Annotated in this window: 25 protein-coding genes; 9 read left to right on the top strand and 16 right to left on the bottom strand. The window is 69.4% G+C overall.

Features of this window, described 5'->3' with window-relative positions:
- Positions 1-47 precede the first annotated feature (47 nt).
- A complete protein-coding gene (locus tag ACIBGM_RS23935; protein ID WP_360534774.1) occupies positions 48-359 on the top strand; it encodes a hypothetical protein in 312 nt (103 codons plus the stop codon).
- Here the strand turns inward: ACIBGM_RS23935 and ACIBGM_RS23930 are convergent, their stop codons facing one another.
- Genes ACIBGM_RS23930 through ACIBGM_RS23915 form a run of 4 tightly spaced genes read right to left on the bottom strand, consistent with a single transcriptional unit; the run spans position 360 to position 3,834 of the window.
- On the bottom strand, positions 360-845 hold the full coding sequence (locus ACIBGM_RS23930; protein WP_360534776.1) for a VOC family protein: 486 nt from the start codon (positions 843-845) through the stop codon (positions 360-362). It abuts the gene before it with no gap.
- 55 nt (positions 846-900) lie between these two features.
- Positions 901-1,827, bottom strand: coding sequence for a Ku protein (locus ACIBGM_RS23925; RefSeq protein WP_360534863.1), 927 nt, complete (start codon positions 1,825-1,827; stop codon positions 901-903).
- A gap of 19 nt (positions 1,828-1,846) precedes the next feature.
- Positions 1,847-2,377 (bottom strand): DUF6912 family protein, encoded by a 531-nt coding sequence (locus tag ACIBGM_RS23920; protein ID WP_396386799.1) that lies wholly within the window; start codon positions 2,375-2,377, stop codon positions 1,847-1,849.
- On the bottom strand, positions 2,374-3,834 hold the full coding sequence (locus ACIBGM_RS23915) for a wax ester/triacylglycerol synthase family O-acyltransferase (RefSeq protein WP_396386798.1): 1,461 nt from the start codon (positions 3,832-3,834) through the stop codon (positions 2,374-2,376). Before ACIBGM_RS23915 ends, ACIBGM_RS23920 begins: the two co-directional genes overlap by 4 nt.
- A gap of 172 nt (positions 3,835-4,006) precedes the next feature.
- Here ACIBGM_RS23915 and ACIBGM_RS23910 point away from each other — a divergent pair, with 172 nt between their 5' ends.
- Genes ACIBGM_RS23910 through ACIBGM_RS23900 form a run of 3 tightly spaced genes read left to right on the top strand, consistent with a single transcriptional unit; the run spans position 4,007 to position 6,563 of the window.
- Positions 4,007-4,498 (top strand): cupredoxin domain-containing protein, encoded by a 492-nt coding sequence (locus ACIBGM_RS23910; protein ID WP_360534782.1) that lies wholly within the window; start codon positions 4,007-4,009, stop codon positions 4,496-4,498.
- Entirely contained in the window at positions 4,495-5,826 is a 1,332-nt protein-coding gene (locus tag ACIBGM_RS23905; RefSeq protein ID WP_360534784.1) for a hypothetical protein, read from the top strand. The genes ACIBGM_RS23910 and ACIBGM_RS23905 overlap by 4 nt, the downstream gene beginning before the upstream one ends.
- Positions 5,826-6,563, top strand: a complete 738-nt coding sequence (locus ACIBGM_RS23900) for a nucleotidyltransferase domain-containing protein (protein WP_396386817.1) — start codon at positions 5,826-5,828, stop codon at positions 6,561-6,563. Before ACIBGM_RS23905 ends, ACIBGM_RS23900 begins: the two co-directional genes overlap by 1 nt.
- Here ACIBGM_RS23900 and ACIBGM_RS23895 read toward each other — a convergent pair.
- The 5 genes from ACIBGM_RS23895 to ACIBGM_RS23875 form a co-directional block, all read right to left on the bottom strand.
- A complete protein-coding gene (locus ACIBGM_RS23895) occupies positions 6,529-7,749 on the bottom strand; it encodes a glycosyltransferase 87 family protein (RefSeq protein ID WP_396386797.1) in 1,221 nt (406 codons plus the stop codon). The genes ACIBGM_RS23900 and ACIBGM_RS23895 overlap by 35 nt on opposite strands.
- Positions 7,750-7,754: 5 nt before the next feature.
- Complete coding sequence (locus tag ACIBGM_RS23890; RefSeq protein ID WP_360534788.1) at positions 7,755-8,426, bottom strand: HAD family phosphatase; 672 nt, start codon at positions 8,424-8,426, stop codon at positions 7,755-7,757.
- A gap of 169 nt (positions 8,427-8,595) precedes the next feature.
- On the bottom strand, positions 8,596-9,384 hold the full coding sequence (locus ACIBGM_RS23885; RefSeq protein ID WP_360534790.1) for a DUF4097 family beta strand repeat-containing protein: 789 nt from the start codon (positions 9,382-9,384) through the stop codon (positions 8,596-8,598).
- A 110-nt stretch (positions 9,385-9,494) separates the two neighbouring features.
- Complete coding sequence (locus ACIBGM_RS23880; RefSeq protein ID WP_360534792.1) at positions 9,495-10,754, bottom strand: hypothetical protein; 1,260 nt, start codon at positions 10,752-10,754, stop codon at positions 9,495-9,497.
- Entirely contained in the window at positions 10,754-11,413 is a 660-nt protein-coding gene (locus ACIBGM_RS23875; protein ID WP_360534794.1) for an SAF domain-containing protein, read from the bottom strand. The genes ACIBGM_RS23880 and ACIBGM_RS23875 overlap by 1 nt, the downstream gene beginning before the upstream one ends.
- Before the next feature lie 170 nt (positions 11,414-11,583).
- Here ACIBGM_RS23875 and ACIBGM_RS23870 point away from each other — a divergent pair, with 170 nt between their 5' ends.
- Entirely contained in the window at positions 11,584-11,832 is a 249-nt protein-coding gene (locus tag ACIBGM_RS23870) for a helix-turn-helix domain-containing protein (protein ID WP_360534796.1), read from the top strand.
- A gap of 12 nt (positions 11,833-11,844) precedes the next feature.
- On the opposite strand, the gene ACIBGM_RS23865 is transcribed toward ACIBGM_RS23870, so the two are convergent.
- A complete protein-coding gene (locus tag ACIBGM_RS23865) occupies positions 11,845-12,390 on the bottom strand; it encodes a hypothetical protein (protein ID WP_360534798.1) in 546 nt (181 codons plus the stop codon).
- Positions 12,391-12,547: 157 nt separating this feature from the next.
- Between ACIBGM_RS23865 and ACIBGM_RS23860 the strand changes: the two genes are divergently transcribed.
- Together ACIBGM_RS23860 and ACIBGM_RS23855 are read left to right on the top strand one after the other, a co-directional pair.
- The gene (locus ACIBGM_RS23860; RefSeq protein WP_360534800.1) at positions 12,548-13,705 is read left to right on the top strand and encodes a LysM peptidoglycan-binding domain-containing protein; all 1,158 of its coding nucleotides are present in this window, start codon (positions 12,548-12,550) and stop codon (positions 13,703-13,705) included.
- Between the two features lies 1 nt (position 13,706).
- Positions 13,707-14,324 carry an Rv3235 family protein gene (locus ACIBGM_RS23855; protein WP_360534802.1) on the top strand — a complete coding sequence of 206 codons (618 nt, stop codon included), beginning with the start codon at positions 13,707-13,709 and terminating at the stop codon, positions 14,322-14,324.
- A gap of 464 nt (positions 14,325-14,788) precedes the next feature.
- On the opposite strand, the gene ACIBGM_RS23850 is transcribed toward ACIBGM_RS23855, so the two are convergent.
- A complete protein-coding gene (locus tag ACIBGM_RS23850) occupies positions 14,789-15,145 on the bottom strand; it encodes a YciI family protein (RefSeq protein WP_396386796.1) in 357 nt (118 codons plus the stop codon).
- 65 nt (positions 15,146-15,210) lie between these two features.
- Between ACIBGM_RS23850 and ACIBGM_RS23845 the strand changes: the two genes are divergently transcribed.
- Together ACIBGM_RS23845 and ACIBGM_RS23840 are read left to right on the top strand one after the other, a co-directional pair.
- Complete coding sequence (locus ACIBGM_RS23845; RefSeq protein WP_396386795.1) at positions 15,211-15,915, top strand: helix-turn-helix domain-containing protein; 705 nt, start codon at positions 15,211-15,213, stop codon at positions 15,913-15,915.
- Between the two features lie 21 nt (positions 15,916-15,936).
- Entirely contained in the window at positions 15,937-16,962 is a 1,026-nt protein-coding gene (locus tag ACIBGM_RS23840) for an aminoglycoside phosphotransferase family protein (protein ID WP_396386794.1), read from the top strand.
- On the opposite strand, the gene ACIBGM_RS23835 is transcribed toward ACIBGM_RS23840, so the two are convergent.
- From ACIBGM_RS23835 to ACIBGM_RS23815, 5 genes are read right to left on the bottom strand one after another with little or no spacing between them, the layout of a single operon-like run.
- On the bottom strand, positions 16,946-18,859 hold the full coding sequence (locus ACIBGM_RS23835) for a hypothetical protein (protein ID WP_396386793.1): 1,914 nt from the start codon (positions 18,857-18,859) through the stop codon (positions 16,946-16,948). The two genes, ACIBGM_RS23840 and ACIBGM_RS23835, sit on opposite strands and share 17 nt — an antisense overlap.
- Complete coding sequence (locus ACIBGM_RS23830; protein ID WP_396386792.1) at positions 18,856-19,914, bottom strand: glycosidase; 1,059 nt, start codon at positions 19,912-19,914, stop codon at positions 18,856-18,858. The genes ACIBGM_RS23835 and ACIBGM_RS23830 overlap by 4 nt, the downstream gene beginning before the upstream one ends.
- 17 nt (positions 19,915-19,931) lie before the next feature.
- Positions 19,932-20,750 carry a carbohydrate ABC transporter permease gene (locus tag ACIBGM_RS23825; RefSeq protein WP_396386791.1) on the bottom strand — a complete coding sequence of 273 codons (819 nt, stop codon included), beginning with the start codon at positions 20,748-20,750 and terminating at the stop codon, positions 19,932-19,934.
- Entirely contained in the window at positions 20,750-21,685 is a 936-nt protein-coding gene (locus ACIBGM_RS23820; RefSeq protein WP_360534817.1) for a sugar ABC transporter permease, read from the bottom strand. Before ACIBGM_RS23820 ends, ACIBGM_RS23825 begins: the two co-directional genes overlap by 1 nt.
- Positions 21,682-22,971, bottom strand: a complete 1,290-nt coding sequence (locus ACIBGM_RS23815; protein ID WP_396386790.1) for an extracellular solute-binding protein — start codon at positions 22,969-22,971, stop codon at positions 21,682-21,684. Before ACIBGM_RS23815 ends, ACIBGM_RS23820 begins: the two co-directional genes overlap by 4 nt.
- Between the last annotated feature and the right edge of the window lie 8 nt (positions 22,972-22,979).

The raw sequence follows: 22,979 nt of genomic DNA, 5'->3' as shown, positions 1-22,979 counted from the left end.
ACAAGTGCTCGCCCGGCGTCGGCCGATGAGACGGTAGGTTCGGCTGCATGGGTGGGGTCGGGCATTTCGTGAGCGCTGACGCGCAGGCGGCGTACCTGCGCTTGTACGACGTGACGCTGATGGAGATTCCGGGTCAGCAGGAGTCCCTCGAGGTGAGTACGACGTACGGGCGGGTGCCCGGGCTGCCGGACAGGCTCGGGTCGCGCTACCTGCAGTGGGTTGCCGGACGGGTGCCGATCGAGCAGCCGGCCGGGCGCCTGGTGATGGCGGGCTTGCGCGACTACCGGATGAAGCCGGCCGAGTTCCCCGAGCAGTTCAACGAGCGGTTGCTCGAGCTCCTCGCCGGCTCAGGACACTAGCTAGGCGCGCCAGGGCATGTGCTGGAGGGTCCAGGTGTTGCCGTCGGGGTCCTTGAACCAGGCGTAGTAGACGCCGCCGAGGTCCTCGGTCTCGCCGACGTCGACACCGCGCCCGATCAGCTCCTGGCGAGCCGCCTCGATGTCCTTGACGACCAGGTGCAGGGCCCGCAGCGAGCCCGGCTCCATGTCGGCCATCGGCAGGCCTTGCAGAAGGCTGATCGAGCAGTACGAGCCCGGCGGCGTCAGCTGGACGACGCGGACGCCGTCCGCCGGGGAGACGTCCACGTCGACGTGGAACCCGCACTGCTCGGAGTAGAACCGCTTCGCCCGGTCGATGTCCGACACCGGCACCGGGATCAGCTCGAGCAGGAACGCACCAGGGCGGACCGGCGCGGCGGTCGGGTCGGCCGGGATCTCGGAGGCGTCCTGGGGAATCTCGGTCGTGGTCGGCGGAGGAGTCGGCAGGTCCGGAGGCTGATCGCTCATGCCTTCACCTCGACCGCCCGCCGGCTGTGGCCGGCACGCTCCTGGCCACGCTCGGTCATGCCGACTTCTTCGTGGTCTTCTTGGCGGTCTTCTTCGCCGGGGCCTTCTTCGCAGCCGCGGCCTTCTTGGCCGGTGCCTTCTTGGCGGCCGCCTTCTTCGCCGGGGCCTTCTTGGCCGGCGCATCGGCCTCACCACCACCGGCTCGGCGCGCCTTCGCGGCCTCGACCGAGGCGCGCAGCGCGGCGACCAGGTCGACGACCTCGGCGCCCTCCGGCTCCTCCTCCTCGGTCTCCGGCAGCGGCACCCCGGCCGCCTTCGCCTCGACCACCTTCTCCAGCGCCACGCGGTACTCGTCGTGGTACTGGTCCGGGTCGAACTCGCCACGCAGCGTGTCGATGTACGACGCCGCCATCGCCTTCTCCTGGGACCGGATCTCGACGTCCTCGGCCGGCGCCGCGAAGGACGCGTCCCGGACCTCGTCCGGCCACAGCATGACCTGCAGCACCAGGATGTCGCCGACCGTCCGGAGCAGCCCGAGGCTCTCCCGGGACCGCAGCGCGACCTTCACCAGCGCGTACAGCTCGGAGCCGTCGAGGGCGTCCCGGAGCAGCACGTACGGCTTGGCGCCCGGCCCGCCGTCGGCCTGCAGGTAGTAGGACTTGCCCAGGTACAGCGGGTCGACCTGGTCCGACGGCACGAACTCCAGCACGTCGATGACCTTCTTGCTGGACAGCGGCAGGTCGGCGAAGTCGTCCGCCTCCAGCACGATCATCCGGCCGTCCGGCATCTCGTAGCCCTTGGCGATGTCGGAGTACGGCACCTCCTCGCCGTCGATCGAGCAGACCCGCTTGTACTTGATCCGGCCACCGTCGGAGACGTGCACCTGGCGGAAGGAGATGTCCTTCTCCTCGGTCGCCGAGAACACCTTGATGGGGATCGTCACCATCCCGAACGAGATGGCACCTTTCCAGATCGCCTGCATCGCCACCAACTCCCCTTGGTCAGCTCGAGCCGTTCAGCCCGCCGCGCGGCCCCTCCGCCGCCAGCAGATCGGGAATCTCCTGCGTCGCGTACCACATCAGGTCTTCACCCTCGCACGAATCGAGGGCGAACACCGCGTCGTCGTCACCGCTCTGGGCCGCGTCCCACAGGTCGGCGGCCTTCCCGACCACCGCCGCCGCGTCGGGCGCGTCCATGTGCACCGCGGCCACCGTGGACCACGGAACCACCACGTTCAGCTCGAGCCGGGCGTCGCCCAGCTCGACCGTGCCGTCCGCCGGCGGGATCGCGCTCACCTCACACGCGATCACCACCCGTCTGCGGGCAGTGCCCGGATCGGCGGCCAGCAGTCCCACCGAAGCCCGGGCCGCCTGCGCCATCGCGGCGTACTCGAGCTCCTCGTCGTCGCCCTCGGCGTACCACTCCCGCAGCGCCGGGGTGACCGCGTACGCCGTCAGCGGCGGCGGGCCGAACTCGCCGGCGTGGTAGGCGTCGTCGAGCCGCCGCAGCGTGGATGGGAGGTAGATCCTCATGAGCCCGCCTTCTTCGTTGTGCCGCGCTTCCGGCCACGGGAGGCCCGGCTCCGGCTGCCCTTGGTGGTCTCCAGCAACTCGTCCAGCGCATCGGTCACACATTGGGCGAAAACGGCCAGGTCGGGCATCGCGGTGCGGTCCGCGTTCAGCCCGAACGACACCTTCCCGTCGTACGACGTGACGCCGACGGACAACCCCTGTCCGGGCATCAGCGGGACCACCGGGTACGACGCCAGCATCGGCGCACCCTGCGCGTACAGCGGGAACTGCGGACCCGGCACGTTGGTGATCACCACGTCATCGATCGGCCGGACCGTCGTGGTCGCGACCCGGGCGGCGAGCGCGTGCAGCGTGGTCGGCGCGAACCCGGCGATGCCGACCAGCGACCGGGCGCTGACCGCGCGGCCGGTGTCCTTGTGAACCTTGGTCTGGTACGAGATCTGGTGCAGCCGCATGACCGGGGAGTTCTCGCCGACCGGGAGGGTCACGGTCGAGGCGATCACGCTGGACCCGAGCGAGGTCGGCTCCTCGTCCTCGTCGTCGCGGATGCTGACCGGGACCACGGCCCGCACGCTGCGGGTCGGCCCGACGCCCTCACCGCGGGTCATCATCCAGGCTCGGAACGCACCCGCGACCACGGCCAGGACCACGTCGTTCACCGTCCCGCCGTGCAGTGCGCGGACGGTCCGGTAGTCCTCCAGGTCGGTCTGCACGGTGGTGAACCGGCGCTGGCCGGAGGTCTTCACGTGCAGTGAGCTCTCCTGTGCGTGCCGCTGCGCAGCGAGAGAGCCGACCACGCCGCCGAGCACCTCGCGGACCGAGGTGGACCCGGTCAGGCTGGCCATCTCGGCCCGGGCCAGCTCCAGCACGGCGGTCGGGTGCCGCGTGGCGTCCGCGAACACGCCGGCCAGCAACTCCAGCGCGGATGGCGGGTGGGCCGGCTGCCAGGTGTCGGTCGGGGTGTCCCGCGGGTGCGCGGTGGCGTCCAGCACGACCTGGCCGATGTCGACCGTACTGTTGCCGTCGACAAGGGCCTGGTGGGACTTGGAGATGATCGCGAACCGGTCGCCCTGCAGGCCCTCGACCAGGTACATCTCCCACAGCGGGCGGGCCCGGTCCAGTCGGCGGGACATGATCCGGGCGACCAGTTCCAGCAGCTGGGCGTGCGTCCCCGGGCGCGGCAGGGCGGAGCGCCGTACGTGGAAGGTGATGTCGAACTCTTCGTCGTCCACCCAGACCGGGCCGGCGAACCGGCCCGGCACCTGCTGGACCCGCTGCCGGTACCGCGGAACGAAGGCGATCCGGTCCCGGATCAGGGCGACCAGGCTCTCGTAGTCGAACCCGTCGTCCCCGTGCACCGGCGGCTCGAAGATGTCGACCGTCCCGACGTGCATCGGGGTGGCCGGCGACTCGGCCTTGAGGAAGGTGAGGTCCAGCGACGTCAACCGGTCCGGCATCGGGTCACCTTCCTCTCAGTCGATCAGCTTGTCTGGTCACCCTAGCCCGCCCCACCGACAGTGGGCTGCGACACTGGCCGTACGGGAACACTGAGCTATTGGTGTTCGTCAGGCAAGAGGGTGTGTCCGCACCCCGAGAACTGAACAGATCCCTCGAAAGGCCCCTCGACCGATGCGTACGACGCTCACTCGCGGCACCGCCACCGCTCTCCTCCCCGCCCTGGCCATGCTGGTCCTGGCCGGCTGCGGGAACGAAACCGACAGCGGCGCGAGTCCGAGCACGACCCCGTCGGCGACCGCTCCCTCCAGTACCCCCACCGACCTGCCGACGATGACCCAGACGCCGGGCAAGCCGAACCCGAGCAGCCCGTCGAACACCGCCGACCCGTCCGGTGAGCAGGCCGACGTCACCATCAACGTCACCGTTGCCAACGGCAAGGTCAACCCGAGCGGCGCGAGCATCAAGGTCAAGGCCGGTCAGACCGTCCTGGTCACCGCGATCAGCGACGCGCCGGACGAGCTGCACATCCACGGCTACGACAAGGAGCTCCCGCTGACCCCGGGCAAGCCCGCCTCGGTCAAGTTCACCGCGAACATGAAGGGCACCTTCGAGATCGAGACCCACGAAAGCGGCAAGCTCGTCGCCAAGCTCGTCGTCTCGTGACCACTCCTCTTCTGCTCCCGCTGCACGGGATCGGTGGCCGGCAGGACCTGCCGATCCCGTTCGGGCTGGCCGTGGGCGGCGCCGCGGTCGCGATCGCGCTGTCGTTCGTCGTCCTCGCGCTGGCCTGGCGGAACCCGAAGTACCGCGGCGACGCCTCCGGAAAGCCGTTGCCGGCCGCAATCACGCGGACCGTCGACGCGAGCTGGTTCCGCTGGATCGTCCGGCTGGTCGGCCTGGCCATCTTCGGCTACGCGATGGTCGCGCTGCTGTTCGGCGTGGACCGGCTGACCAACCCGATCTTCGGCTTCATCTACATCCTGGTCTGGGTCGGCCTGGTGCCGATCTCGCTGCTGCTCGGCCCGGTCTGGCGGACCCTGAACCCGCTGCGCACCGTCCACCTGCTGCTGTGCAAGGTCCTCCGCCAGCCCCCGTCGAAGGGCCTGCTCCGGCTCCCGCCCTGGCTCGGCCTCTGGCCGGCGACACTGGGCATTTTCGCCTTCACCTGGCTCGAGCTCGTCGCCCCGGACCGGGCCACCATCCCGGTGCTGCAGGCCTGGATGGCGCTGTACGTCGTGATCATGCTGTTCGGCGCGATCCTGTTCGGCGACCGCTGGTTCTCGACCGGCGACCCGTTCGAGGTCTACGCCTCGCTGATGGCCCGGTTGTCGCCGTGGGGCCGCCGTACCGACGGACTGTTGGTGGTCCGCCGCCCGCTGGAGAACCTGGACGGCCTGAAGCCGCTGCCCGGTCTCGTCGGCATGGTGTCCGCCCTCCTCGGCTCGACGGCGTACGACGGTTTCTCGAACTCGTCGGCCTGGATCGGCTGGGCGCAGAACACCGACTACTCGATGACGCTGCTCGGCACGCTGGCGCTGATCGGGTTCATTCTGTTCGTGCTGGTCACGTACTCCGGCGCCACGCTGCTGGCCGGGCGGCTGTCGCACAGCTCGCGCCGGGCGCTCCCCAGGCTGTTCGCGCACTCCGTCGTACCGATCGCCCTCGGGTACGTCGTCGCGCACTACCTGACCCTGTTCATCCTCGAGGGGCAGCGGACGCTCATCTACCTGAGTGACCCGCTCAGCAACGGGGCGAACGTGTTCGGCACCGGGTTGCTCGCGGTGAACACCGGCATTACCAACCACAGCGGGACGATCGCGGTCCTCCAGGTGCTGGCGGTGGTCTGCGGTCACCTAGCGGGCGTGATCTCGGCCCACGACCGCGCCGTCGCGCTCTTCCCACGCAACAAGGCGCTGGCCGGTCAGGTGCCGCTGCTCGTCGTCATGGTCGGCTACACCACGGGCGGTCTGCTCCTACTGTTTTCCACGTGATGTACACGGTTGCCGAGCGCGAGGCACTGCGGGACGCGCTGGTGGCAGCGGCCCGGGCCGACGAGCGTGTCGCCGGTGCTGCGCTGACTGGCTCGGCTGCGCTGGGTGCTGAGGACGAGTGGTCCGATGTGGACCTCGCTCTTGGGCTGACCGCCGGCGCTTCGCAGGACGCCGTACTGGCTGACTGGACCGACCGGATGTACGCGTCGTACGGCGCTGTGCACCACACGGACGTGTGGTCGCGGGACACCGTCTATCGGGTGTTCCTGCTTGAGTCCACGTTGCAGGTGGACATTGCGTTCGCGCCGGCGGGCTCGTTCGGGGCAGTCGGGCCTGGCTTCCGCCTGCTGTTCGGTGAGGCTGTGGACCAGTCGCCGTGGGGCCACCCCGCTGCGGTGGATCTGGTCGGTATGGCGTGGCTGTACGCGTTGCATGCGCGCTCCAGCATCGCGCGGGGCAAGGCGTGGCAGGCGGAGTACATGATCAGCGGCGTGCGGGACCACGTGCTGATGCTGGCTTGCCTGCGGCACGGTGTCCCGCACTCGCAGGGGCGTGGCCTTCACCTGTTGCCCTCCGCCACCACTGCTCCGGTGGAGGCGACGCTGGTGCGGTCGCTGGAGCCTGCTGAGCTGCAGCGTGCGTTTCGAGCGAGTGTCGACGTACTGCTGACTGAGGCGGCGTACGTCGACGCCGAGTTGGCTGTCAGGCTCGATCGGCCGTTACGGGCGCTGGTTTAGGGAGACTGCGGCTGGTGACCGCGAGGACGATGAACGCGATCATGCCGAGGATCAGGTGCGAGTTGCCGGGGATGGACTGCCAGAACGTCCAGTCCAGCTCGCGGTCGTCGCGGAATGGCACCCACCAGATCGACCGCAGCACGAACAGGCCGTAGAACAGCACACCGGTCACCACGGCCGGGTTGAGACCCCAGACCCGGTTGACCGCGCGGATCAGGCTCACACCGAGCGGGATGATCCACACCCAGTGGTGGCTCCAAGTCACCGGCGACGCGTACAGGACGGCCAGCGCCATCACGGCGATCGCGGTGACCCGCTCGTCGGCGAGCCAGTACCGCCGGGCCATCCACAGCACCAGCAGGCCGAACACGGCCGACAACAGGAACCACGTGGGCTGCACCCAGCCCGCGTCGTTCCCCAGCCGGTGCAGGAAGCCGTTGAACGACTGGTTGCCGCTGTAGGCGAGACCGCCGACCCGGTTGGCGTCGAGGATCACCTCGGTCCAGTACCGCCAGGACTGGTTCGGCACGATCGCGAACCCGACCGCCATCGTCGCCAGCAGACCCAGTACGGCGTTCCGCAGCGCCCGCCACTGCTTCGTGACCACGAGCAGCGCCAGCAACGGCAGCGGGGTCAGCTTGACGCCGATCGCCACACCGAGCCAGAACCCACGCAGCCGCGCGTCCTGCGGCCGCACCAGGTCCAGCAGGATCATTGCGGTCAGCAACAGGTTGATCTGGCCGAACTGGATCGTCTGCCAGACCGGCTCGAGCAGCAGCGACAGCGCAGTGAGCGCGACCAGCACGGCGGTGCGCTTGCGCTGGTTGAAGAACGACCAGGCCGTCTTCGGCAGGCTCGTCCGCCACAGCGCGGTGATGCACAGCACCGACAGCGTGGTCCACACGACCAGCGCGGCACTCCACGGTACGGCGGCCAGCGGCACCATCGCGATCGCCGCGAACGGCGGGTAGGTGAACGGCAGGCCTGAGCCCGGCAGCTTGGCGTCGTACAGCGAACCGCCGTCGAGCAGCACCGATCCGCCCATCCGGTACACGCGGAGGTCGATCATGCCGCCGAACAGGCCGTACGCCCAGGCGCCCAGCGCCACCAGAGCGGCGCAGGCGACCACCCCGATGACGATGCGGCGAGAGACGAGCGGGCGGGACGCAGGGGAGGAGGTGGACATCACGGTCACGTCAGGTCGACTCCGAACAGGGATTGCAGCGCACTCAGGGTGTCGTCGTACGAGGTGTGCAGGACGGCGGTCATGCCGAGGGCCTTCGCGCCCTCGACGTTGAGCTCGAGGTCGTCGACGAAGACGCACTGCTCGGGCTTCAGGTCCAGCCGGCGGGCGGCCAGCAGGAAGATCTCCGGCTCGGGTTTGCGCAGCCCGACCTCACCGGAGATGACGATGTCGTCGAACATGCCGTCCCAGGCGTCGCGCGGGTAGGTGTTGCCCCAGGAGTTCGACAGCAGGGCGGTCCGGATGCCGTGCTGGCGGGCCCGGCGGACCAGCGCGGACATCGCCGGCTGGTGCTCGAAGTGCGCGAACATCCGCTCGATCAGGCCCTCCGCGGGGACCGGCGAACCGTCTTGGCGGACCAGGATCGAGGCGAGCTTGCGCTCGAAGTCGGGGACCGCGAGCTGGCCGCGCTCGAGCGCGTGGATCGGGTTCAGCTCGGCCTCCGCCACCGCCTCGGCCGGGTTCCCGGCGGGCAGCCAGGCCATCACGGCCTGCACGTACGAGTCGAAGTCGAACCCGTCCACCTCGGCCCACCGGCGCAGCGCATCCTCCAGCCCGGAAGTGAGCACACCGCCCCAGTCCACCAGCAACCCGCGCGGCACACCCGCCTCCACCAACATGCCCGCAAGCCTACTCAGCACAAACCCGAGCTAACCCTCGCGGCCCTCCCCCTAACTCCCCGTAACCACCCCGCTGCCCAACCGATGGCAGCTTCCTCCACCCCACCCACCAGGCGTCACCGGCTGCGGTCGCCTGCCTCCGACCTCCCGCACCCCGCAGGGGTGCGAATCAGTGGTTGTACTCGATGGTCAGGTCGCCGGAGGAGGTCTTGGCGTCGATGGTGCGGGTGGCGGACGGGTCGCTGCGGATGTCGGCGGTCTCGTCCCCTGAGGAGGTGTCGGTGTCGAGCTTGTACGTCTCGGTCCCGGACGGGATCCGGATCGTCACATCGCCCGAGCTCGACTCGGCGTCCACCGACTGCGGCGCGGAGATGAAGTCCAGCTCGGTGCTCCCCGAACTGCTCTGCGTGCTCACCGTGGTCGCGCTCAGCCCCCGCGCCTCGAGATCGCCCGAGCTCGACTCCAGCCACAGCGATCCCCCGACGTCGTCCGCCTCGATGCTGCCCGAGCTCGACTTCAGGTTCGCCCCGCCTGGCAGCCCGGACACCCTGATGTCGCCGCTGGAGCTCTCGACGGTCAGCTTGACGTCCTTGGGCACGGTCAGGACGTAGTTCGTGTCGCACCCGAACGACAGGAACCCGCAGCCGCTGTCCCGCAGCTGCAACTTCCCGTCCTCGTAGTCCTCCTTCGGGTCCGACCCGAACACGTTGCGCTCGAACGTCCGCTCGACCTTCACGTCCGGCCCGTCCCCGGACCGCACCTCGACGTCCACCGAGGTCGTCTGGATCGTCAGCGAGTCCCCCTCGACCGGGTAGCTGTCCTGGGTCGTCTTGCTCTCCTCGGTCAGCCCGGTCAGCGCCCAGTACACGCCACCCAGAATGAGCGCCACCGAGATGGCGATCCCGTACCGCCGCTCGGTACTCATCGTGCCGGCCGGCCGGCCCTGAACCTCGGACATACGTTCCCCTAGGTGCGTCGGCTACTCCCCAAACACTGGCACATCCCCACGTCGCTGTCGGTGGGGTTTCCCCCCAATTCCCCACCGAGCCAACCCTGACCCGCCTTCCGTCACAGGTCTTTGGTCACCGTGTTCGCCAGCTGCTGGAGGGACTTGCGGAGCTTGCTGGACTTGGCGGCCTCGGCGAGGCTGCGACCGTGGGAGATCGCGGCATCCACCGCCGGCTGGTCGAAGGGGAGCTGCGCGGCTGCCTCGACCCCCGCGTACCGCCCGAGCGCCTCCGCGATCGCATCGGACGGTGAACTGCCGAGCGGACCCGACCGGACCCGGTTCACCACCACCCGTGTGCTGACCGACGGCACGACCGACCGCAGCTCGTGGATCGCCCGGATCAACCGCGTGAGGCCGACCGGGTCCGCCGTACCGACGACGACCACCTCGTCGGCCTCCTCGAGCGTCGCCAGTGTCGCGCCGTTGCGCCGGGGCGCCAGCGAGTCGAACGAGATCTCCTCGTCGCTCTCGATGCAGAACCCGACGTCCACGACTGTGCACGGCGCGAGCATCCGCGCAGTCGACCAGACCGATTCGATCGCCGCCGGCCGCAGCTCCGTCCAGCGGTCCGCCCGGCTCAGCCCGGTCAGCGCCAGCAGATGCGGCTCGACCTGCCGCGCATGTTTCGCCAGCATCGCCATGTCCAGCGCACCACTCGCCGCCGACCGCGCCGCGGCCGCCAGCCCCGAGGTCTCATCGAGCATCCCGAGATGCTGCGCGACCGTCCCGCCGTACACGTCGGCATCGGCCAGCAACGTCGGCACGCCCTTTACTGCAAGCTCACACGCGAGCCCAACGGCGACCGTCGTACGCCCCGGAGCACCAGTCGGCCCCCAGACCGCGATCATCCGGCCGCTGCCCTGGTTGTAGACCGGCGGCGGCTGGCCCATCGTCTCCGGCGTCGTCGGCACGAACCCACCGGCGAAGTGCGACACCGACATCGGCGGACCCGACTCGACCGCGTCGGTGATCGCCCGGCCGAGATCCTCCGGACTGACATCGGCCGGCAGGATGCGCTCGATCCCCATCCGGCTCAGCCTGTCCTCGGTGCCGAAGGGTTCGCCGTTCTCGGTCGGGTCCACGAGCGCGACCACCGCGATCCGGCGCGCATGCAGCGCGGCGACCGCGTCGGACGTGAGCCTGGGCAGATCGTCCGCGAGCAGGACCGCCCGCGCCTGCCCACTCGCGGCTGCCGCCATCACGTCGGCAATGTCGACACATCGCCGTACCACTCGAATCCCGGGCGCACGCTCGGCCCGCCGTACGACGTCTGCCTCCCACGGAGCCCCGGTCACGGCCAGGAGGACTGGTACCGACATCAGTTGCCTCGCCTGACGAGGACCGGCTCCCCCGTGCTCATCGCGGACAACGCGGCCGGCAGTCGTTGCAGGTCGTCGGGCGCCAGCCCGACCAGGACCTGCCGTCGGGCCGACCCACCCGCCACGCCCTTCACCGCGTCGGCCTGGAGCACCCGGACCTTTGCCCAGAGCAACTTCGCCTGCGACGCGTCCTTCGGGACCACCCAGATGTCGACGTCGTCACCGGCCGCGATGTCCGACGGCAGGCGCCCGGTCGCGACCGACAGCGGCAACTCGGTGCGGTCGTTGTCCGACTCGGAGACGGCCGCTTCCCGGGGCACGAACTCGCCCACGTCGACCGCGCGGCTGACGACGAGCCCCTTCAGATCGGCGTCGGCAGCGACATACCTCCCCGCGTCCTCGCCGTTGGTGAAGCGGACCCGCGCGGTCGTGAGGTCGTCGCCGGTCAGCTTGGTCCCGGCCGGCAGGTCCCGTTTGGCCGCCCAGATCGTGGTGGTGTCGTCGGCGGACGAGAGCAGCTTGGCGCCGGCCAGCGCGGTGATCGCGACCAGCAGCACGCCGAGCACGAGCCGGCCATCCTTCCACCGGGCCCGCCGGTTGCGCTGCGCGGGGACGGACGACGCCCCGAACCCGGTACCGCGCACTGCTGTGTCGACCACGTCGAACTCCCCAGTCAATCGATCGCCATCTGAGCCGACATTCTGCCGTGTCCGGGCACCACACCGTGAACGGCTATCCACAGGCTGTCAGCCTGGGGACAAACGGGATCGTCCGATCGCCAACCATGGCAAACTGAAGGAACCAGCCACTACGTGAAGGAGCAGACCGGATGCCGACTCCGCGCTTCCTCCAGCTCGCCGACGTCGCCGAGGTGCTCAACATCTCCGCGAACCAGGTGTACGCCCTGGTCCGCCGCGGTGACATCCCCGCGGTGAAGATCGGCGGGCGCGGGCAGTGGCGGGTCGAGGCGAGTGAGCTGGAGAAGTACATCGAGCGGCTCTACACCGAGACTCGCGAGTTCATCGACGCGCACCCGTTCGGCGAGGACGCCGAGCAGTCGGAGGACGTGCACAACTAGGGAGCGCTCGGGCTAGCGGCGTCGTACCGCACAGAGCGCCTGGGTCGGCACCAGGCGCACGTTGTAGACCTCGGTCCGCCGCCGCGGCGCGTCCAGCGGATGCTCCGCGAGCTCCAGGAAGTCCGCCCCGACCCGGTCGATCGTCCCGGTGACGGGCGCCCCGCCGCAGAACAGCGTCACCGGTGAGCGGTCGCGCGCGATCCCGCGCAGCAGGTGCGTCAGGCCGAGCTTCCCCGCCACCGCGCCGACTGCCGGCTCGGCCCACGGCCCCAGCCGATGTACGGCGACCAGCGCGGCAACCGGGATCAGCCACTCCTCGGCGCGCTCGGCCTCGATCAGCAGGCAGTCCTTCCCGACCCGGGTGAGTTGACCCTGCACGGGCTCGGCGTTCGTCAGCTCCACCCGTACGACGGTGTCGACGGCGCCTCGCAGCCGGTCGAGCACGGTGATCTTGCCGACCTCAGCGCGGATCCGGTCCGCCACTTCGCCGTACAGATCCTCCGCCTGGAGCGCGTCGAACTGCGACTCCAGGTCCGCGAACAACGCATCCCACCGCATGGCGGCGAACCTACCCGATCCTGCTCACCTTCCGTGCGCCAAGCCGACGCTGCGTGACATTTCCACTTGCGAACCGGCATCACTACCGGTCTATAGTGGTCAAGCAGACGCAAACTTACGCAAACTCATAGATCAGAGGCTAAGTGGGGTGAACGCGATGATCCGAGGACTGAAGGGCCTGCTCGCCCTGGCGACGCTGGCCGCCCTCGGCCTGGCATTGCGCTGGATAACGGCCGGTTCGTACGGCGCAGCCACCAGCCACGACCTCGACTCACTGACCGTCCTGGCGGTCGCCACAGTCGCCTGGATCGCCTACGCCTGGCTCGCCCTGGCGGTCACGACAACCGCTCTGGAACAGCTTCCAGGCGTCCTCGGCGCCGCCGCCTCCGCCCTCGCCGCCCTAATCACCACCCGGACCGCCCGGACCCTCCTCCGCACCACCCTCGGTCTGGCCGCCGCGACCCCCTTGACCCTCACCACCGCCCACGCCACGCCGGCCGACGCCCCCATCAACCGCCCCTGGACCGAGCCCCGCTCCACCCTGCAGCCCACCACCGAGCACCCACCAACCAACGAACCCCGCTCCACCCTGCTGACCGGCACCACACCGAACGCAAGCACCTGGCGCACCACCGAGCCGCCGTCCACCGTCCGCCTGACCGGCTCGGCCCTATCCACCACCCACACGCAGGCTGCTAGGCCGCAGGACGTCGTGCCGCGGGATGCTCACGCGCCGCACGACCTACGGCGGGACGGTCGGACCGAGGGGGTTGTACCACTTGAGCCGCGCCGCCCTGCGCCGCAGCCGCAGACCGCCGCTCCCGACCCCAACCCGTCAGCCAAACGGACTGGCACCAACACCGGCGCGCCAGCCGACTCCCTGCCTCAGCCCGGTGCCGCGGCTAACTCCCGGTCCCAGGCCGGGGCGCCGGCTGACTCCCAGCCCCAGACCGGTGGGCCGGCTGAGGCTCGGGGTCGCCGGGGTGTGGCGGGGGATGGGCGGGTGCGGGTGGGGGTGCCGGATCGGCCTACTGCGGGGGCTGCGGTTCGGTATACGGATGTGCGGTCGGGGCAGCCGGTGCGGGTGCCTCGCCGGGTGGTCGTGAAACCCGGCGACACGCTCTGGAGCATCGCCGCGACCGAGCTCGGCCCGCAAGCGACCCCGCAGGACATCGCCTCTCGTTGGCCGGCCTGGTACGCCGCCAACCGCCAGCTGATCGGGCCCGACCCCGACCTGATTCGTCCCGGCCAGGTGCTGCGTATCCCGCCGCCCGCGACCGGCAACCCCGTGCCGCCCACCCACCAGGAGAAGTGACATGAGCCAGCAAAACCTCCCCGCGGCCCCCACCCAACGCCCGGACCAGACCGGTCCGACGCTGGCCCCAGTCCCACCTCTCACCGAGGCCGCCGACTCCCACTCGAGCCTGTCCGACGTGGCAACCCCACGCCTCCGCGCGGTTGACGTCGACCCGTCGCAGCACGCCGTACCGGCAACCGTCCGCCACGCCGGCACCATGCCCACCAACACCCTCGCCCTCCGCCACCAAGCCCTCAAACGCGTCGGCATCGCCCCCACAACCCCCAACGACCCAAGCCCCCTGCCGGATGTTCGGGTTTGGGGTGGGCGGTTGGCTCAGGCGGTTTCTGAGGTGTTGGCTGGGGATCGGCCGATTTCTCAGTTGGTGCGGTTCACGGATGATGTGGTGTTCGCTGAGCTGAATCGGCGGGTTCGGGTGCTGGGGATGACGACCACGGCGACCGGGCGTGGGGCCAAGGAGCGGAGTGCGGTTCGGTCGGTCCGGGTTTGTTGTCCGGCGACGGACGTTGCCGAGGTGGCTGCCCACGTTCGGCATGGTCATCGGTCCCGTGCGATCGCACTCCGCCTCGAGATCCGCCGCAACCGCTGGGTCTGCACCGCCCTGGAACTCGGCTGAGGGTGCGGGTCGGCGATCGTCAGCTGCGTTTCCACAGGGATCGGATGCGTGTCCACAGGGTGGCGTGGGGCTGCGGTGGGCAGACGGCAGCGGGCAGAGGTGTGAACCGCAGCGTGCCAACCCGTGTGGTTGACGACGCGACCAGAGGCCGCTCGGCGCTGTGGCGCGCGAGCGGTGCGGAGACTGGCGGAGGTGTGGGGCGGGTCGCCCCGGCGCGTTGACCGGCGGCGGCGAGTTCCTTCGCTGCTTGCTGCGCTATCGACTCGCTGGGTGGGACCGGCTGGGCCGGCGGCACCCCAGTGGTCGCCGGGCAGCCGGTTGTCTGGTGGGCTGGAATCAGCGCGGTGTTCTCTGGCATTCGTTCCCCCGAACGACGAAGACCGATCCGATCGATCGATTCGGCCAACGTACGCCGCCAGCTGCCGCAACCGGATGACAGCAGCAGCACGATCGGATTGCTGTGCTCAGTCGGCGGTTGCCTCGGCGATCGACCGGGGTGGATGGACCTTGGCGAAGCTCAGGTTGCCGGCGGGCATCATCCAGGTCATCACCGTGACAGCCAGGCGGCCCGCTCGGACTGCGGGGTCGGCTTCGGCGTAGGTTCGGGCGGTTTCCTGGTCCACGGACCAGACGGAGAAGCCTCGGTAGCGTTCGTCGTCCTGGTCGGTGAGCGGGCCGCGGGCGAGGACCAGGCCACGCTCTTGCATATCCGCGCCGTGGGCCAGGTGGCGGTCCTGGAGGGCGGTCGCGTCCGCGTCGGTCATCGCGGGCGCGTCCGGCCGGAGCGTCAGCAGGATCACGGTGTACCGGTCGAACTGCATGCGCCGACGCTAGCTGAACGGCGTGCACGTGTGGAATTGTCGGTGGCGGGTTACAGACTGAGGTCGTGACTGAGTTCGAGCCGTATCGGGAGCGCCCCGCGCGGGTGCCGGGCGCGGCTTTGTGGACGCGTACGGCGGAAGGCGGCGAGTACCGCGTTCTCCCGGACGGCTGCATGGACCTGCTCCTGATGGACGACCAACTGGTCATCGCGGGCCCGGACAGCCGCGCGTGGATCGGCTCGGCGGAGGCGGGGACTCGGTACGCCGGGATCCGGTTCGCACCGGGGACGGCTCCGCGATTCCTCGGCGTACCGGCGAAGGAGCTCCTCAACGAACGCGTGCCGCTCGTCGATCTCTGGTCACCAACGCGGAGCCGGCGACTGGCGGATCAGGTGCGACTGGCCGAGATCCCGGCGTTGGCGCTGGAGCTGGCGGTGGCGGACCTGATCGAGGAGCCGCCGGATCGCTTGATCACACAGGTACTGCGGGCCGTCCGAAGCGGGATGCTTCGCGGCGGAGCCGGCGTGCTCTCGTTGGCCGGGAGCGTCGGGCTGAGCGAGCGCCAGCTGCACCGGCGGTGCCTGCATGCGTTCGGCTACGGGCCGAAGATGCTCGACCGCGTGCTGCGGATGAACATCGCGCTCGACCACGCGCGGACCGGGCTCGCGCTCGCGGACGTCGCCGTACTCACCGGGTACGCCGACCAAGCCCACTTCACGCGGGACGTCAAAGCGCTGACTGGTCTGCCGCCACGCCTGCTCCTCAGCTAGGGCGTGTCACCATAGCTGCTTGTGAGTGAGACGCTGCGACACAACCCACTCAACGCGGTGACCGAGACCGTCGAGCGCGTGTCCTACGCGGACGGACGCACGGCAGTCCGGAAGGTACTGCGGAAGCCGACAACGTCAACCGGGCCGTGGGCCGCATCGGACGACCCGCGGCACTGGAACTACTGGCGTCGCGAGGTCGAGGTCTATCGCGACGACGAACTCCGCAAGCAACTCGCCGCCGCCGGCCTGGTCCTGCCCGAGGCGGAGGTTGTCGATCTCCCGAACGAAGCAGGGGAACCCAGGGCAGTGCTGATGATGGAGGACATCCAAGGGACGCCCGGGACCGAGCTGACGCTGGCCGGGCATGCCGCGTTGGCGCGTGCTGTGGGGCGGTGGCAGGGGCGGCCGCCAACCCACCGGCCGTGGACGTCGATCGGCTTCCTGCGGGACTACTCGACGACGCGGGACGTGCCGATGGACCTGGCCGACGACGATGCGGCCTGGCAGCAGCCGTTGGTCGCAGACACCTGGCCGGACCGACTGCGCGAGAGCTGGCGACACCTGCTTGCCCATCGCAACGAACTGCTCGAGCTGACCGAGCGGTTGCCGCGGGCCCGTTGCCACCTCGATCTCTGGGTGTCCAACGTCATCCAGCGGCCGACCGGCGAGCTTGCGTTGCTCGACTGGGCGTTCATGGGCGACGGCGCGCTGGGTGAGGACATCGGCAACCACATCCCGGATGCCGTGTTCGACTTGTTCTGGCCGGCCGAACGACTGCCCGAGCTTGCCGAGACGTGCATCGACAACTATCTGGAGGGCCTGCGTGAAGCCGGCTGGCGAGGCGAACCCGATCTGGTTCGCCTCGCCGTGATGGCGTCCGGCGTCAAGTACGCCTGGCTTCTCCCCCGCCTGCTCGCCACCGCCTCCGACGCGTCCCACAATGCCTACCACCAGCAAGCCGACAGCCACCACCTCTTCCAGCAACGCGGCCAGGCGCTGGCCTTCGTCGCCGACTGGTGCGCCGAAGCACTCAAAGCACGACGGTGAATCCACCCGGCTGGACGAGAACACTGCCGGTCCCACCAGCCAACTGGCGCCGCGAGTGCAGAGTGCCCTGAGCCGTGTAGCTGTACGCGATGGCGCCCGGCTGGCTGCGCACAGAGAACGTCCGCGGATGCGGGTCGACGCTGGACAGCAGCACGGCGGAGCCGAGCTGCAGCGTGCTGATGCTGGGGATGAGCAGCAGCGCGTCGATCTGAGCCGTGCCGGTAGTGGCAACCGCCTCGAGGCTCGTCGCGTACGGCGGAAGCGGTCGACCCAACGTGATCGGCTGCAGCACACCCGGGGCCGCGGAGATGCCTTGCGGCCCAGGAGCGCTGTGGTCGATCTCTCCCAGGGTGGACGAGCCGGACGTCCAGCTCGTCGTACCGGGGTCGAGCAGGTTGACGACCGGGAGCACCAAACGCAGTTGCGGCGACGGCTCCAACGTCCAGACAGCCGATGATCCGGAGGTCAGCGCAACGTAGGAACCGTTGCTCCACTGGGATTCGCCGGTCCACGCGGACGGCGGAGTGACGACATTGCCGCCGGAGGCGGACTCACCTTCGACGACCTGCAGGCCCGAGCGGGCAAGCGGCCCGGCACCCAACTGCTGGGCGAGGGCGGCGAGGGCGGGGTTGGCGTCGAGGGCCAGCATCGAGAGCTGGCCGTGGATGGTGGACTCGGCGCCGGAGTTGCGGTTGATCACGCCGTCGCCCGAGATCCCGTCGTACGTGCGCCCGGTCGCAGCGTCGTACATCGCCTCGCCGGCACGGTTCGCGCCGAAGTACCAGGCGGCGACGAACGCAGCGACCTGCCGAGTCCCAGCCAGTCCGACAGCCAGCAAGCCCTGCAGTCGAGCGTCGACGCCATAAGCGATCTGGGTACGGTCGATCGGCGCCGGCAGCCAGCCATTGTCCGGCCCGCCCGCGGTCAGCAGCAGCGGAGTGAACCCAGCCGTGTCCCCGATCGCGGGCCCGACCGGAGTGCCCACGACGGACGCGGCAGCAGCCAACGCTGACGGCATCTGCACGCCCCACGCATGCCAGACCGCGATCGACTCACCCCAAGGCAGCAGCGCCCGGAACGGCCACTCGCGCGACGACCCGGCACTCAGTGCAGCGATCCCCGAAGCGAACTGCGTCAGCGCCCTCCGAGCCCGCGCAGACCCACCAGCACGCACGTACGCCGCCAACCCGAGCACGGCCTCCGACGTCGCGTCAGCACCGTTCACGATCAGCCACGCAGGGACCCGGCGACCGTCGACGATGTGCCACTCGCCGTACCGAACCAGCACCTGCCGCACCAACGCGGCCAGCGCCAACTCGAGCCGATCCCGAAGGAACTCGGCAAACCCGCGGTCCACCCGGCGGAAGGCGGCGTACCCCTCCCCCAGCGCCCAGACCGTACGAGCGAGCCAGTACGACGGCCCGGAGTCCGACGGATCCGGAAGCTCGACCGGCTCCGCGCTGGGGTTGAGCCTCCCGTCCGGCTGCATCCACAGAACGACGTTGCCGTTGGGCGACTGCAGGTAGGTGAGACCCCGGAGCAGATCCCGGGCAACGTCGAGCCGACCACTGCGCAGGTAGACCACGGCCGCACGCGAGATGTCGTCCGCGTTGAACGCACCCTGACTGTAGGTGTCGGTCACCGGGTCGTAGGTCCCACCGCCGATCCGCTTGTACGAGCCGTCGGCTTGCCGATCCGCGTAGGTCCACAGGACGCCCAACGGCCCCGAGCCGTAAGTGCTGTGACCAGGTGCGGCCGGCGGCGTCACCGTCGTACGCAGGTAGTCGAGATGCGCGAGGTTGGTCAACCGGCCCGTGGCCGAGGCAGGCGACGTGACCGCAGACGCAGCGCCCAGAGCGAGGGCGCCGCCGAGGACGGTTCGGCGGCGGATCCTCATGACACCCGATCCAATCTGGCCACGCCGATGGCGGCGTCGGCCATTCCGTAGAAGACGTAGTGCACTCCGTCGACCTCCTCGATGGCGGTCGGGAACACCACGTTCCCGACGGTCCCGATCCGCTCCTCGTCGGTCTCCGGCACGAGCATCGGCTCCTCGGTCCGGGCGATCACCTTGGTCACGTCGGTGGCGTCGAGCAGCAGCGCGCCGGCCGCGTAGCTGACCTTCTGCGTGGTGGGGTCGAAGCCTTGCGGCTGCTCGCCGGTCACCCCGTGGTGAATCACGAGCCAGCCCTCGGGCACTCGCAGCGGCGCCGGGCCGGCGCCGATCTTGAGCTCCTCGAAGGGGTACTCCGACATCGCGACGAGCCGGTGGTTGCGCAGGTGCACGAGGTTGCGCACATCGCGCTCGACGTCGGCGACCGGCACGAACGAGACCCAGATCCCGGGCCGGTCGTCCTTGATGCCGGCCGGAAGGTGGACCCCTTCGCCTTCGCGGAACCAGCCAAGATCCCACATCGGCCGGTGCAGCATCGCGTACGACGGCTCACCGTCCGGGCCGGTGACCGGTTCGGGGAAGAACACGGTGTCCTTGTTGGGGAACAGGTTCAGGTCGGTGTCGAGGTCGGGCTGGTACTCGAAGTGCAGCGGCCCGAGCCGTTCCCAGGAGCGCAGGTCGACCGAGGTGGCCAGCGCGGGTTTGGGGCCGAGCGGGCCGTAAGCGACGTACGTCATCACGTGGGTGCCGAGCGACGGGATCCAGGTCACCCGCGGGTCCTCGACGCCGGCGTTGTTCAGCCCGCGCTCCCAGCCCTCGTCCGGGGCGAGTACGACGCCTTCGCGCCGGATGCCGACCGGGACGCCGTCGGCCAGCTCGACCTCGGCCAGGCCGACCCGGGACACGTTGCCCGGAGCAACCAGCCGGGGCAGCAGGTACAGCGTGCCGTCCGGGGTGTGGCCGGTGGCCGGGTTCAGCACCCCTTCGGCCTCGAGCTCGTTGCCCGGCTCGGGCGTCATCAGCACGCCGACACGAGTAAGGGTGTAAGGAACAGTCACAACAAAGCCTTTCAGGATTAGCCTTTGACGCCGGACGAGAGGTTCGTGGAGATGAACCGGCGCTGGAAGATCAGGAACAACGTCACCGCGGGCGCGGCCAGCACGCACGCCCCGGCGAGCACCGCGCCGAACGGGTTCGCGGCCCGCGACGACACCGTGGTCAGGTAGTTCGACAACGAGACCGCCAGCGGTTGCAGGTCCTGCTGCTTGGTGATCAGGAACGGCCAGAGGAACTCGTTCCACGGCCCGATGAAGGTCAGCAGCACACCAGTCAGCAGCGCGGGTTTCACCAACGGGATCGCCACCCGCCACAGGATGCCCAGCTCGCCGGCGCCGTCGATCCGGGCCGCGTCGAAGAGCTCCTGCGGAAGCTGGAGGAAGTACTGCCGGAACACGAACACCGCGGTGGAGTTGATCGCGAAAGGCAGGATCATGCCGAGGTAGGAGTCGGCCAGCCCGTAGCTGCGCACGATCAGCACGTACAGCGGAATCGTCAGCAGCTGGAACGGCACCACCTGGACCAGCAGCATCAGGTTGAACACCAGCCCGCGACCGCGGAACCGCAACCGCGCGAGCGCGTACCCGGCGAGCACACCGAACACCAGCGTCCCGAAGATCACCCCGCCGGTGAAGATCCCCGAGTTGATCAGCGACCGGCCGAGGTTGATCTCGTTGTTGATCTCCACGTAGTTGTGGCCGGTCAGGTTCCCCGGCGACGGGAACGCCCCACTGACCGATGGATCCGGCTCGGCCTGCAGCGATCCGATCAGCATGTAGTAGAAGGGGAACAGGAACACGAACGCGCCGGCGAGCAGCGCGACGAACCGCAGCCGCATCAGTCCTCCCTCCCCACGAAGCGCCGTTCGATCAGCGCCAGGATCAGTACGCCGATCACGAGCAGCACCCCGATCGCGGCCCCGAGGTCCGGGTTCCCCTGCTCGATGCCCTTCTGGTACATCACCAGCACCGGTGACGCCGACGCCCCGTCCGGACCGCCACCGCCGGTCAGCAGGTACGGCTCGGTGAACAGGTTCGCCCCGGTCACCGTCGCCAGCAGTACGACGAGGGTCGTCGCCGGCCGCACGCCGGGCACGGTCACGTTCAGGAACGACTTCCACCGGCCGGCGCCGTCCATCGACGCCGCCTCGTACAGGTCCTTCGACACGTTCTGCAACGCCGCCAGGTACAGCAGGATGAAGAACCCGAGCTGTTTCCAGGTCACGTAGACCGCGATGGTCGGCATCGCCAGCGCCGAGTTCACCAGCCAGGACGGGTCCGGCGCGAGCGGCCCGAGGATCGAGTTCACCAGCCCGTTCGAGTTGAACAGGAACAGCCAGACCCCGACCACCGCGACGCTCGCGGTCACGTACGGGACGTAGTACGAGACCCGGAAGAACGTCCGCCACCGGATCGCCCCGTTCAACGCGGTCGCCAGTCCGAGCGCCAGCACCACGGTCAGCGGCACGTTGATCACCAGGAAGATGGCCACGTTGACGAAGGAACGCCGTACCGCGGGATCCGAGAGCACCGTGACGAAGTTGTCGAACCCGACGAACGGCCGTTCCACGATCGCGCCCGGCGCGGTGAAGAAGTAGTCGTGGAACGCCATGTACACCGCGAACCCGAGCGGGTAGGCGAACACGGCCGCCAGGAACACGACGTACGGCGTGACGAAGGCGGTCCCGGCCGGATGCTCACCGAGGATCCGGCCGAGGATCCCACCCCGGGCGCCGGGCCGCCGCCCTGCGCCGGTCGAGGCCAGTCGGGTCATGACTGCGCGGCGAGCTGATCGACCTTCTGCGCCGCGCCGTCCAGCGCCGCACCCGGGTCCTCCTGGCCGAAGATGACCGACTTGGAGTAGGCGTCCCGGAAGGTCTGCCAGATGGTGATCGAGTTCGGCACGTTCGGCACCTCGACGGTGCGGGCCGCCTGGTCCGCGAACGTCTTGTAGTCCGGGTTCTTGGCGAAGTAGTCCGCGTACGCCGACGCCACGTCCTTGCGCAGCGGCATCTGGCCGGTCGCCTCGAGGAACTTGCCGTCCTGCTCCTGGCTGGTGGCGAACTTCAGCACCTCCCACGCGGTGCCGCGGTTCTTGCAGGCCGAGTACATCCCCACGTTCTTCGCGTCCGAGAAGGTGTGGATCTCGTTCGCCGGCTTGCCGCCCGAGGTCGGCACCGGGACCACGCCCCAGTCGACCTTGCCCTTGTACGTCGCGATCGCCCACGGACCCACCACGGCCATCGCGGCGGTGCCGTCCACGAACGCGTCACCGGTGTACTTCTCCTGCGACGCCAGCTTGTCGGCGTACATGGTCCGCCAGAACTGCGCGACCTTCTTGCCCTCGTCGGAGTTGAACGTCGCCTTGCCGTCGGCGACCAGCTGCTTGCCGCCGCTCTCGGCCGCGTACAGCGGGTAGAAGTCGAACCAGGACTGGAAGAACTCGTTGCTCGGCGCCGGGTAGATGGCGAACTTCGCGGCCTTCGCGGCGACCAGCTTGCGCGAGGTGTCGAGGAACTCGTCGTACGTCGCCAGCGGCGGCTTCGCGGTGTCGATCCCGGCCTTGGCGAACGCCTTCTTGTTGTAGAAGATCATCACCGGGTTCGACTTCCACGGCAGCTGGTAGTACTTGCCGTCGGTCGACTTGTACTGCTGGGCCACGTCACCGGAACGGTCCTCGATGTACGACTTGCCGTCGCTGAACGTGTCCAGCGGCACCAGGCCGCCCTGCTTCTGGAACTGCGAGACCGAGGCCGGCGAGGTGTTGAAGATCAGGCACGGCGCGTTGCCGGCCGTGATCGCGGCCCCGATCACCTCCTCGGAGCTCTTCCCGGTCGGGATCTCCTGGGCGGTCACCTTCTGGTCCGGGTGCGCGGTGTTCCAGGCCGTGACCATCTGCTTGCCCCAGGCCACTTCTTCCTTGTTGTTCGAGTACCAGATGGTGATCGGCCCGGTGGCCTTGGCCGCGGCGTCGGCGTCACCAGCGCCGCCCCCGCCGTCGCCACACGCGGCGAGCGAGCCGGCCAGTACCAGGGCCAGCAGTCCTGCTTGCAACTTCATGGTTCCTC

It is taken from the genome of Kribbella sp. NPDC050470 (genome assembly GCF_044458365.1).
Lineage (GTDB): Bacteria > Actinomycetota > Actinomycetes > Propionibacteriales > Kribbellaceae > Kribbella.
Note: the sequence above shows the minus strand (reverse complement) of the source record. Positions and strands in the feature narration are given on the sequence as shown.